Source organism: Curtobacterium sp. B18, assembly GCF_000333375.1.
Taxonomy (GTDB): domain Bacteria; phylum Actinomycetota; class Actinomycetes; order Actinomycetales; family Microbacteriaceae; genus Curtobacterium.
Genome location: NZ_BACZ01000755.1, coordinates 1 through 12,734, shown reverse-complemented (window position 1 = coordinate 12,734; position 12,734 = coordinate 1). Strand labels below are relative to the sequence as shown.

Here is a 12,734-nt window from a genome sequence, read left to right as displayed (position 1 = left end):
CGGGGACGTCGTCGGGGACGATCGTGACGGGTGCGAAGGTGCGCTCGCCGCTGAACCCGCCGTAGTACGCCTCGTACCAGATCTGCGCGGGGGTCGTGAGCTCGGTCGGGAGGATCACGCCGGACACCGCGTCGAGGTCGGACTCGCGGACGAACCGTGCGCCGAGCGCCCGCAGCCACTGCGGGTCGACCCGGAGTTACCCCACGTAGAGCTCGCGGCGCCCTCGCTCTCGGCGCTCCCGTTCGGTCTCCGACAGGTCGGCCGAGGCAGCATCGAGCAGCCGGGGGTCGATATGCGCGAGGAGCATCTGCTTGAACTCAAGGCCCTTCGCACGTTTCACAGTGCCGACCCGTACCGCGTCCGAGGTCCGTCCCGCGTACTGCTGCAGTGAGACGGTCGACGAGCCGTGACCATCAAGGACGAAGGGCGCCGAGTAGGCAGCCCACGGACATGCTGCAAGGCGTCGCCGATTCGAATTCATCGCGATCAACGCGCAGGTTCAGGACCACGATGCACTGGTGGGCCCGTCGTTCCTGATCCGCTTGATCGTCGCGGCGACGAGCACCGCTGCGCCGCGGCAACAATGTCAGACGGGCGGCGGTTCGGGGGAGCGCCAAGCTGCATGGCGGCGCTCATGCGTCGGCTCCGCAGCACAGCGGTACCTTGCGGCCCTCGTCCGCGCACCCTGCACGCTCCGGCTGGAGCCATCGGCCGCGCTCGTGCCACGGCTGACTTGATCTGATCGGACCTACCCGCCATCCCTTTAACTTATGCGAGGTCATGGTCGAGGACGCGACGAGGGTCGGCGAGACGGGCCGCGATCGCCAGCGCAGGAAGATCTAACGTCGTATCTTGAGCTGTTCCGTTGGCTTGAGCCGAGCCCGTTGAACTGGGGGCCATCGCGGCCTAGGAGCGACACGACCGAAAAACGGTCACGCCGCTCGCGGAAGAGTTGCGCCGCAGCGTGGTCGAGCGTCCCGCTACGCTAGTGCGGGACGGCCCAAACGAGTGCCTGCATAGCCGAAGGAGCGCCCTATGGTCCTGCCCCGTGTCGTGAGCCTGTTCTCGGGCGCCGGTGGACTCGATCTTGGTTTCCATCAGGAGGGCTACGAGATCGCTTTCGCGGTCGATCGGATGGCGGCCGCGATCCAGACACATAGGCGCAACTTCCCGACGACGAGGTCAGTCGCGGCAGACATCACGGCGCGCAGCGAGCAGTCCGGGAAGCTCGTCGTCCTGAATGAGATCGCGAAATCCTTGAAGGATGGCGAGGCAATAGGAATCATTGGCGGTCCTCCGTGCCAGGGTTTCTCCCGCGCAAATCCGAACTCGCGCGCCGATGACCCACGCAACCAGATGCCAACCTTTTATCTAGAGATCGTCGAGGCCTTGCAGGTACGCTACGACGTGCAGTTTGTGCTGTTCGAAAACGTTATGGGCATCCGCGATGCGAAGCACTCCGCGGCCTTCGACGGTATCCTCGCGCGGTTTGACGAGTTGAAACTGACCGCGCGCGTCGCCCAGCACTCGGCACTCGACTATGGCGTGCCCCAGACACGGAACCGAGTGATCATCTCAGGGTTCAAGAGCAAGGCTGCGGCCATAGCTTTCGCGCCGAAGACCATTCCTCGAGAGGAAGTCGATTTGACTGTTCGGGGCGCGATCGGTCGCCTCCCCCAGCCAGCGTTCTTCTCTCGGAGTGTCTCAGTCGACCAGATTCAGCCCCATCCTAATCACTGGACGATGACCCCCAGGTCCAAGCGATTCAAGGGCGAGAGCGACGGCCCCGCGCCTACCAGGAGCTTCCGGCGGCTCTCGTGGGACAAGCCGAGCCCGACGGTAGCCTATGGCCACCGCGAGATTCACGTGCACCCAGACGGTACTCGCCGACTGAGCATCTACGAGGCGATGCTCCTGCAGGGTTTCCCGAAGACCTTCGTCCTCGAAGGCACACTCTCGCAGCAGGTTGAGCAGGTCTCGAACGCGGTTCCGCCGCCAGTGGCGAGATCCCTAGCGGCGGCCACCCGCGTCGCACTGCCCGCGGACTCGGGTATCGTCCAGGAGACCGCCGCGTAAGAAGCAGGACTATCGACGCGGAGCGTCGGTCTTTACCGATAGAGTTAAGAAGCCACGAGCCGGGGGAGGACGATGAGTGACGCGAGGAATCGTCCCGGACCGAACGTGCTCCTCAGCCTTGCTGAAAACCCTGAGTCGACGCCGGTACGATCAGCCTGGATCGGGCCGATTCTCGCGCTCGGCACGCGCCTTGCGCGCAAGGCGGACCAGTTTGTTGAGCGACAACTGATTGTTGCAATTTCGGTTCCTAGCCGCGAGTACGCGGCGGCTCTGATCGGGGCCGGCTGGACTCTTGGACGGCCGCCTGCGCAGGTAACGACTGATCCGCTTTCGGTGCTACAAAGAGCCCTCCCAAGATCTCACTTCCGGGCGTTGAACGCCACGCACGTGATCTCGGGGCCTTTTCGGGGACTCGATGAGAGTCACGCCCGGCCGCGAGTCGCCTTGGCGGGCCACTGGGCCGTTGATCGTTTGGAAGCCGTTGCACCCGTCCTCGAGGGCGACCCGACCGACAGAATGCCTCGGCCGCAGATCGGAAGTATCGGTCGTATGACCGGGGTCGATCGGGATTGGGCGCAGCGTCTTGTTGCCCCTGCGGCTGACCTCGTGATCGTGGGTACGAAGGCATGGATCAATGATGATCTCGAAGCCGTCCTTGCTCGGGCGGACGATCGCGATGGAGACTCCCTGACAACGCTGCTTCTCCCAAGGACCGAGAAGTCAGCGACCTGGTTCTCGCGCCTCTATTCATCTTCGGGGTTTGCTGACCAGCTCCCGCTTCCAGACAACGTGCTTCTCACGATTTTGGACGGACAGGGCTCGATCAAGTACCTCAACGATGTTCTGACCCCGGTCGTCGTGTGTGTCATCGATCGATCGATTGCTGACGAGAGTGCGGCGGAGCAAGTGGTGCAGCTCAGGAACTCACGTGGGGAGCCGCACGCTTTAGCGTCTGAGCTGGGTTGGACTCCGTCTGCCGGAATCGAAGCCCTAGCGTTCACGGTGGAGCTATGACGTCCCGGATTGTCGGACTCGATCAGCGCTACGCGGCCGCAGCGTCGCTTGCCAGGCATGGCGTCGAGATCATCGCGGTCCGGGACGATCTCGGCGCGAGATTCGATTCGGTCACCCGCGATCTGTTCCGGCTGATCCAGCGGGATGGCCCCGGCGTCTGGGACGATGTCGTCGGTGCCGCCAAAGCACTGCGCTGGCGCCTCATCACCTATCCGATGCCGCTAGAGCGGAATTCTCAGCTCACGGCCGCCGCAAGCGAGGTGGCGCGTCAGGCGCATCGTCTGGTCGGCGCCGTCGATGAAGATGCGCTGCTCCGAGAGATCGCTGATGCGGCGGCGGCCCTCTGCTCCCGCGACCCTCTGGTGGGCTCCGTGCTATTTGAGTCGCTGACTGAGGTCGGAGCGGACTCGGCAATTGTCGTGGCTGCGAGCAGTCAATCGCGAGAAGCCGTAGGCGAATGGCTCGGTTCACTTGGGGCACGAGTTCTCACGCTCGGCGAGCTTGAGCGCGCAGAAGTCACTGAGGACATCGCCTATCTCTTGGGTCCGCCACAATTCTTCAAGTCGGCGGCTGTCACCGCGCCTCGCACATTGGAGGTGACGTACATCGTGCCGGCGTGGTTCGGTGATCGAACCGTGCCAAGGTCGCCACTCACGCAGTACGCCGAGGGAAGTATTCAAGTCGCCGCGCGCGTGGTCATGGCTGGTGATGCTGCGCCTGCCGCACCGCAGCCTGCTGTAGCGGATGACGAGCCGATCCCGGAGGAGGATCTCCTCCCGCAGCCGGTCTGGGGAAGCCGGCTGAGTGGAGATCGCGCGCTCTTGACGGACGAGCTTGAGGCCCGCAAGGTTCTCCTCTCAGGGGGCCGTGCGATCTGGCTTGATGACGATGGTGAGCGCATCCGTTCGCTTGATCCGACGCAGCCGCCCGGCGAGCGGGTGGGCTATTCCGCGGTGCCCGCAGTCGTACCAGGCACATACCTGCTCCTACGCGAAGGTGAAGCCGAGCGAGAGTCGCTCCATGTGCGCGCCTATGCGAGAATCGGGCCAAGCGCGGCAGCAGTTCAGGCGTCGCAGGCATCCTGGAAGTCTGGCGTGACTGAGCGCCTCAGGGCGAGAGGTGTCCGCGATTCCGAACGCAGCCTGCGGGCACTCGGGGTCCGCGCGGCTGGTCAAATTCGGGCTTGGGCGTCACCTCACGTGATCCGTCCGCAGAGTGATAGTGACTTCGAGCGGCTCCTTGAATGGCTGGCACTTCCGGTGCAGCCGCACTTCGGGCACGCCTCGTTGCTGAGACATGAGGTCCACCGAGCCACTCGGGAGCTGCGTGACCGATTGGAAGCAGCGGCGGATGTCGCGGACCTTCACGAGCTCGAGCGCTCTGGCCACATGACGCTCGACATCGCCGAATCGGGATTTCGGGGCATGTTTGTCACCCGCGTCGTTGCGATAGCGCCATTTTCGGAAGTGGTCGCTCGCCACGACGCTCGCGTGCCTTTTGCTGACGATGGTGCTCAATGGCTCGAATGATTCCGGCCTATTGCGCCGAGTCCGCGCCTCCGGGGGAAAAGGCCGTCTTCGCGGCGCTGCGAGATGCAGCTGGGACTGAAGACTGGAGGGTCCTCCACTCACTTGGGATCGCTCAGCATGAGCGACAGGTCGAAGGAGAGGCGGACTTCGTCATCGTGGCGCCAGACGCCGGCCTGCTGGTGATCGAGGTGAAGTCGCATCTGTCGGTAGCGCGCAGCTTGGATGGCACCTGGCGGCTCGGTCAGGACGCCCCGACAGCGCGAGGACCTTTTCAGCAGGCGCAGGAGGCGATGCACAGTATCCGCAATTATCTCCTAAATAGACGGGTCGCTTTGCGGGACGTCCCGATCTTGCACGCAGTGTGGTTCACGGAAGTGCGTGCGCGATCGACTCTGCCGGGCTCGCCGGAGTGGCACTCGTGGCAGATACTCGATTCGAGCGACCTTTCTAGCGCAGCTCAAGCGGTTATGCGAGTAATGCGAGAAGGAGCGCAGCACCTCGCCTCCACGATCAAGTATTTCGGCTTCGGCGGAATAGGCCCGGACCAGAACACAGCCGAACGGGTCGCTGCCACACTTCGTCCGCGGTTCGAGGTCGTCATGACTGCCGGAGACCGCCGACGTGCCCGAGAGGGTCAGCTCGCACAGTTCGTCGAGGAGCAGTACCGAGCGCTCGACTCGGCCGCCGACAACAGTGGCGTCTTGTTTACAGGTCCTGCCGGAACGGGCAAGACCTTCCTAGCCGCTGAATCGGCTCAAAGGGAGATCGCTCAGGGTCGAAGGGGGCGGCTTCTGTGCTTCAACCGTCTGCTGGGGCACAGCCTTCGAGAGAAACTCTCGGATGCGGAGGGGCTCCGCGTGGGCACATTGCACCAGGAAATGCTGCGACTTGCCGGCATGAACGGCCCGCCGGCGAACGCCGATAGTGACTTCTGGGAGCGAGTGCTGCCCGATCTAGCACTTGAGGGGCTAGCTGAGCACAGTGATGAAGAAGTCGGAGACTTCCTCATCGTTGATGAGGTTCAGGACATCGCTACCGACACGTATCTCGACTTCCTCGATCTACTTGTCAAAGGTGGTCTGCGCAACGGTCGTGTTCTTATGTTCGGTGACTTCGAACGCCAGGCGATCTATGGCAGCGAAACCGCACGCGAGGTCCTTCGCACTCGAGCGCCGCATCTGGCGTCGTTTCGATTGTCGGAGAACTGCCGGAATCTACCCCGTATCGGGTATCAAGTGAATCTCCTCAGTCGACTCGTTCCCGGGTTTAGGGATTTTCGCCGATCCGACGACGGCATCGACCCGGCGATTATCAAGTACGCCCAAGGCGAGGACCAGGCCGCCTTACTTCGAAAGATAATCAGCGAGCTGCGCGAGGATGGCTTCGATTTGACAGAGATCGTCGTGCTCAGCCCAGTCGGCAGCAACTCTGTTGCTGCGAGCACGTCCGAGCCTTGGCTCCGCCAAGTATTGAGTCCGGCGAATGGATCGGCGCCAGCAAAGGGGCGGCTACGGTACTCGACCATCCACTCGTTCAAGGGTCTGGACGCGCCGGCCGTCATCGTTACTGACCTCGACGACTCGGGGGGCGCGACCTTTGATGCGCTCCTTTACGTGGGGCTCACTCGTGCAACGGATCGTTTGACCGCTCTGGTAGAAACAAAAACACTGCATCGAATTATGGGAGGTGGCCCGTGAGCGGTCTAGAGGCTCGCGAAACGGTCGAAGCAGCGCTGCGGCGCGAACTCTTCGGCCCGGTAGATGGTGACGAGTTGCGTGGGCAGCCACTAGCGATCAACGCAGGTGTTGTGCATTTTGAGACGATGGAAGCCTCTCGCGGCCAATTCCACGACGCGGAGACCGGCGAGGAGATTCTTACGAGCGGCACCCCGCTCAAACGCTACGGCGTAGGAGTCTTGTTCGCGGGTGCGACCATCGGTGGATCGCCCGTGGCGCGCACTGAAGGCGACAGTGCTGAAGACCTAGACGGCGTCACCGGTCTCGCCATATCCGAGGATGATCTGATCGGGCCACCCATCGAGATTAAGGGCTACGTCCGTCATGATGTTGCCGACTCGGATGATTTTGATCTCACCGATGCGAATACGTTCAAGCCGTCGGCAAATGCACTCTCTTTCGAGGCGCGGATGGCGGACACGGGTTCCCTTATGGTTGAGGTAGTCGGCGCTAGGTACGAGAAGCTGACTGTGTACATTCCGGGTGTCGCGAAGCCGGTTGAGTGGTGGGCAAGGCGTCCTTTCCAAGCCGTCGGCAGGATTTCTGGCCGAACCGTCCTCCATGAGACGAGGCGTCTCAAGATTGTTGATGTCGCGCCTCCGACTGGCGAAGGTTCAATCCCACTGTCAGTGCGAGTGTTCAGCCGACCGGTCCCTGGCGCTGACGACGTCAACCTGAGGATCATCACCGTTGCAGTCGTCAATGATGCCCCCGGCTCGGGCCCCGCAGCGGCCGTCTTCCAGGTCGGCTTCAAGGTGTCAACGGCAGACGGAGCTCAGATCGTCCCTTATCCGGAGGTAGAGCTCCCCGACCGAGACGAGGAGGAGCAGTCCCTGGACCTCCTCTATCGGAACCAGCGCACTTTCGCGATCGGACACGGTTGTGCGGCTGATTGGGGCGCGATCGGTGCCGAGGAGGTCGTCGGGTTCGTGAAGGCCACAGCATTGCCGGCATATGAAGTCGTCAGTCTGTCCCCGAACGTCTACCTAACGGACGACCAGGGAACGCCGGTCCTCGATGCCGATGGGCGGCGAAGGCCCATCGCGGTCAGCATGGAGGCTCTGGCGCGTGGCGACGAGGAGGGCACCGCTCAGGTCGACCTCGTCCTCAGCCAATACAAAATGTGGATCGATCGGCGCGAGGCCGAAATCCCCGATTTGCTCTCGCGGTACCAGGAAGCTGCGAGGAAACATGTTCGTCGGGCTCGTTCAGCGCTGTCGAGGATGCGGACGGGCTGGAGTCTCGTTGCAAAGAGCGAGCGGGCGGCGAGAGCATTTCGCTGGGCAAACGACGCCATGTTGCTCCAGCAAGTTCGATCGGGTTTCGATCTGCGCAAGGTCAAGCAAAACTCTGATGGACGTTGGCGAGTCGAGGGGTCGCACCCCACTCCAGATGTTCCGGCTGGCCGTGGATTCTGGCGCCCATTCCAGATTGCGTTCCTGCTTGCGGTCCTACCCGAGCTGATTGAACCAGCGCGTCATACTCGTGGCGACGTCGATCTGATCTTCTTCCCCACCGGTGGTGGCAAGACCGAGGCATACCTCGGCGCTGCTGCAGTCAGCCTGCTTGCCCGACGGCTTCGTGACCCTGGTGACGCCGGGACGGACACACTCATGCGGTACACCTTGCGTCTCCTTACCGCGCAGCAGTTCCTCCGCGCGGCCTCGCTGATTTGCGTCCTCGAAAACATAAGGGAGCAGAATAGCGATGTCCTAGGGCCTGCTCCCTTTGGGATCGGTATTTGGCTCGGGGGCAGCTCGACGCCGAACACCTGGGACGCGGCGCTGAGGAACATTCGGGCGCTGCGCCGACAACCGCACGAGCAGAACCTCTTCCTCTTGCTCCGATGCCCCTGGTGCGGAGCAGAGATGGGCCCCCAGCCGAAGAGGGGCGGCGGGCAAGAGCCGATTGGCTACGAGGAATCGGCGGGCAAGGTCGTGCTTCGCTGTATTGACGATGAGTGCAAGTACTCCCGTCGTGCCGGCTTGCCGGTCCACGTCGTCGACGACGACATCTACGAAGTTCGACCGTCGATCGTCATAGGGACCGTCGACAAGTTTGCGATGCTGGCGTGGCGACCGCGGGCCCGGAATCTCTTCGGTCTAAATCCGAGCGGCGTGCGGGACGCGTCTCCACCTAGCCTCATCATTCAGGATGAGCTACACCTGATCTCCGGCCCGCTTGGCTCGATGGTCGGTCTCTACGAACCGGTAATTGACGAACTTTGCACTGATCGACGCGGCGNCAGTCCTGTGCCACCGAAGATCATCGCCTCTACCGCTACGGTCAGGCGCTACGAGGACCAGATCAAGGGACTTTTCGGTAGGGAGACGGTCGCCCTCTTCCCCGCACGGCCTTGAGGAGGCCGCTCCTTCTTTGCCGAGCCAGCGACCTCCGCCAAGGGCACCCCGGAGCCAGGCCGGCGCTATATCGGTGTGATGAGCGCGTCGCTTGGTTCCACTCAGACCGTGCAGGTCCGTGTCGCTGCCGCAACCCTCCAGGCGGCGGTCGACATCCCGGAGGAAGATCGGGACGGCTACTGGACGAACCTCAACTTCCTCAACTCGCTCCGAGAGCTCGGAAACACGGTCTCGCTCGTTCAGTCCGACATCCCGGACTACCTCACCGGACTCCGGCGGCGTGACGGAATCGTGCCCCGCTGGCCGCATCGGACGATGGAGCTCACTTCCCGGCGTCGTTCGGACGAGATTCCGAAGGCGATCGAGCAACTTCAAGCTAAGTACATCGTCGGCAAGGAGCGCCAGGATGCAGTCGACATCTGCCTGGCCTCGAACATCATTGAGGTAGGTGTGGATATTGATCGGCTCGCCCTGATGACGATCGTTGGCCAGCCCAAGACCACGGCGCAATACATCCAGGTGAGCGGCCGAGTTGGTCGGAATCCGGGTGTCAGCCCTGGACTGGTCATCACCATCTTCGGGGCCGCAAAGCCGCGGGATCGCAGCCACTATGAGCGCTTTCGCACGTACCATCAACAGCTCTACGCGCAGGTTGAGCCGACGTCCGTCACCCCTTTCGCTACGCCCGTTCTGCGCCGTGCGCTCCATGCGGCGGCGGTCGCCTATGTTCGGCAGACCTCGCCGGAGACGCTTGGACCTGACCCGTTTCCTTCGTCCGCCTACGATGAGGCCATTCGTTTGCTTCGGGAGCGAGCGGAGGTCGCGGAGCCCGATGAAGTTCCGGTCCTTGATCGCTTTGCGCGGGATCGTGCCCGGCAGTGGGGAGGATGGGAGCGAACCAAGTGGGACGCGAACCCTGCCCCCTTCGGCGACCCGCTGCAAGGACTGATGCGATTTGCAGGAACGCTCCCTGATCTTGACCGCCGCGCGACGATCTGGGACGTACCTACAAGTATGCGGAACGTCGATGCCGAATGTCGGCTCGAGATCAGTCAGGCATACCTGTTCGAAGACACGTTAGCCGAGGATCCAATATGAGTAGCGGGGCGATGCGCCGAGCGCAATTGGTTGCACCGTTTGGTGTCGGTGCCATGAGCGTGCTCGTAAACGGGACATCCGTCATTACCGCGGGACTAGACCACTGGTATGAAGTTGCCGACCAGAGCGCTCTCGCGATGGAGGAATACCAGGAGCATGACTGGCGGCTTGAATCCCGGCTCAAGGTGTCCGAGTTCCGGCTACCCCCGGACTACAGGCCGTCGACCCAAGGAAACGACCCCCGAAATGTTCGGCTCACGGTCCCTGTGTTGCGCTTCCCGCGATGGTCGTTCTGTATTTACTGCAAACGCCTGGAACTGAGTAAGCTCACGATGAAGTCGCTAGTGGAGTGCCAGGACTCGGAACATGCTGGCAAGAAGTTCAAGCCGAAGATGTCGCAGGTCCCATTCGTGGCTATCTGCACTCGTGGTCACCTGGATGACTTTCCCTTCGACAGGTGGGTGCATCGCTCAGCCCACCCGTCATGCGCGGGCACATTGCGCCTCGTATCTCGCGGAGGTGGCGGACTTGAAGGACAGGTCGTCACCTGCGACTCTTGCAAGAAAGAGCGCTCTCTTCGCGGGGTCACCGAAGCGAGGTTTGACAAGAATGGAGAAGAGCACACGAACTTGAGCGATCAACTCGTCTCGCCACGTGAGCCCTATCTGTGCACTGGCGCTCGACCATGGCTGGCGCAGCTTGATGGCGTGTGTAATCAGCCGATTCGCGGTGCCCTGCGCGCGGCAGGAAACGTCTACTTCCCGAAGGTTGAGTCTTCGATCTACCTCCCTCGGCGAGAAGGCGCCGTGAGTGAGGAGGTCCATCAGCTGCTTCGCCATCCTGCTGTGAGCACGACGTTCAATAACGTGTTCCAGTTAGGAATTGACGAGGTGTCTGGGGGGCGACTGCGAAAACTGCTAGAGCGGAACGTCCCACCCGAGCTTTTTGCTCCCATCTCTGACGAGGAGTTGCTAGCGGCGTTTCAGGATCAGTTCGGCATGGACGAGATCACCGAGGAGGAGCCAAAGGAGACCCCGGTCGACGCGGAAAGTCTTACGAGCGACGCCATCTGGCGCCACCCCGAGTACGTAAAGATCCGCGAGACCCCGACTGACGATTTCCTCGCTGCCTCCGACCCAGGGCTTCACGCTGGTTTGACAACCCACCTCTCTCGCGTTAGGTCCGTGGACGTCCTTCGAGAGACGCGCGCGCTACGCGGGTTCAGCCGAGTGCGCGACGGAGAGTTGAAATTGACTGAGGGGAAGGCGATGCTCAGGCGAACGAGCCTGACGCCCGCGCAGGATTGGCTCCCGGCGTATGTCGTGAAGGGAGAAGGAATCTACTTCGAGCTCGACGGCGCGAGGCTGGCGGCGTGGGAAGGGCGCGCGGACGTCCAGGCCCGCGCTCAGCGAATCACCGAACGTTACGGATCGGTGGCGAGCCAGCGAGGCCTAGCGGGGCGTAGGATCAGCCCGCGGTTTGTGCTGTTGCACACCCTGTCTCATCTGCTCATCAACGAGCTAGTCTTTGCCTGCGGTTACAGTTCCGCATCTCTCCGAGAGCGCCTCTACGTCGCCGATTCGACAGATCGGAACATGTCCGGCGCGCTAATCTACACCGCTGCAGGTGACTCAGAGGGGACGATGGGGGGTCTCGTTCGTATGGCTCGCCCTGACAATCTACGCCAAGTCTTTGCGTCGGCCCTGGCGTCCGCCCACTGGTGCTCAACGGACCCGGTGTGCATGGAAGCGGGCGACAAGGGGCAAGGTCCGGACTCGTGTAACCTCGCGGCGTGTCACGCCTGCGGCCTGCTCCCCGAGACAAGCTGCGAGGAGTTCAACCGATTCCTCGATAGAGGGATTGTAATTGGGACGCTCGATGACCCAAATCTCGGCTACTTCTCCGACGCGTTCACCGCCTGACACCACTTCGAGGTTGCCCCGTGGCATCAGGGCGGCGATTAAACAATGCCGACTACACCCTCTGCGCCGGGCGGGAGACACGCGACGACGCTGGGAACGCAGCGCAGGGCGGGCCCACTTGTCAGCGAAAGCCGTAACTGGCCGTGGAGACTGAGCGGCGGCCGTTGGTTGTTCGACTTAGAATGCCGGCGTGCGCTCCCAGATGACCGGATTGGGCCTTAGCCCCGCGGACGCACCAGCCGAACTGATCGCGGTCGTTGTGGCTCGCGCCCCGGCGGGGGAGTCCTCCGGGATGTGCAACGAGGGGAACCGAGCGTCGCGCCCGCCTCCGCTGCGGCCGCGATCGTCGGGCCAGCCAGCGGAGCATGCGCCAGGTACGCACTCGCGCCCAACCGCATCAGCGCGAAGCCCCCGCCCGAGCGGCACCGGCACCGGCACCGGCACCAGCACCGGCTGCAGAAGTCCCCGCGGCACCGGCTGCAGGAGGCGCATCGGTTGCGTCCGCCGGCACGGCCGACGTCACCAGGTCGAGCGGCGCCCGGGGCGCGGACTGCTCTTCGAGGTCGGCCTTCACCGACGCGGACACCCCGAACAGCAGCGTTGCCACGAACCCCACCACGTACGCCACCACGAGCCCCGAGCCGTACCCGAGCAACGCCCATCCGTACCCGGACGACCCGTTCAACAGCGGGATGAGCGACAGGTCTGACGCCCCGATGGCGATCGCCCCGACGGAGTGCCCGAGCTGGTCGAACAGCCCGACGACCCCGCCACCGAACGCCCCACCGATGCACGCGGTGATGAACGGCCGCCCGAGGGGGAGCGTCACACCGTAGATCAGCGGCTCACCGACCCCGAGGAACCCTGCCGGCAGCGCCCCACGGATCGTCCGCACGAGCGAGGCGTTCGACCGGAACCGTACCCACAGCGCGATGCACGCACCGATCTGCCGGCACCGCCCATCGCCAGCACGGGCAGCAGCACGGTCACCCGGTCTGC

At 63.1% G+C, this 12,734-nt stretch carries 6 protein-coding genes and 1 pseudogene; 6 read left to right on the top strand and 1 reads right to left on the bottom strand.

Annotation, left to right across the window (positions count from 1 at the left end; genetic code table 11):
- Nucleotides 1-1,035: 1,035 nt before the first annotated feature.
- From I5E_RS20040 to drmB, 6 genes are all read left to right on the top strand, one after another.
- Nucleotides 1,036-2,076 carry a DNA cytosine methyltransferase gene (locus I5E_RS20040; protein ID WP_022908552.1) on the top strand — a complete coding sequence of 347 codons (1,041 nt, stop codon included), beginning with the start codon at nucleotides 1,036-1,038 and terminating at the stop codon, nucleotides 2,074-2,076.
- Between the two features lie 105 nt (nucleotides 2,077-2,181).
- Nucleotides 2,182-3,090, top strand: a complete 909-nt coding sequence (locus I5E_RS26655) for a hypothetical protein (RefSeq protein WP_261975009.1) — start codon at nucleotides 2,182-2,184, stop codon at nucleotides 3,088-3,090.
- Nucleotides 3,087-4,619, top strand: coding sequence for a hypothetical protein (locus I5E_RS20030; RefSeq protein ID WP_022908550.1), 1,533 nt, complete (start codon nucleotides 3,087-3,089; stop codon nucleotides 4,617-4,619). Before I5E_RS26655 ends, I5E_RS20030 begins: the two co-directional genes overlap by 4 nt.
- Nucleotides 4,607-6,316, top strand: a complete 1,710-nt coding sequence (locus tag I5E_RS20025) for a nuclease-related domain-containing DEAD/DEAH box helicase (RefSeq protein ID WP_261975008.1) — start codon at nucleotides 4,607-4,609, stop codon at nucleotides 6,314-6,316. The genes I5E_RS20030 and I5E_RS20025 overlap by 13 nt, the downstream gene beginning before the upstream one ends.
- A 2,507-nt stretch (nucleotides 6,317-8,823) precedes the next feature.
- Nucleotides 8,824-9,813, top strand: a complete 990-nt coding sequence (locus I5E_RS26125; RefSeq protein ID WP_222836496.1) for a helicase-related protein — start codon at nucleotides 8,824-8,826, stop codon at nucleotides 9,811-9,813.
- Nucleotides 9,750-11,735 (top strand): DUF1998 domain-containing protein, encoded by a 1,986-nt coding sequence (drmB, locus tag I5E_RS20015; protein WP_307160118.1) that lies wholly within the window; start codon nucleotides 9,750-9,752, stop codon nucleotides 11,733-11,735. Before I5E_RS26125 ends, drmB begins: the two co-directional genes overlap by 64 nt.
- A 397-nt stretch (nucleotides 11,736-12,132) precedes the next feature.
- On the opposite strand, the pseudogene I5E_RS20010 reads toward drmB, so the two are convergent.
- A pseudogene (locus I5E_RS20010) lies at nucleotides 12,133-12,734 on the bottom strand (hypothetical protein); the annotation flags it as partial.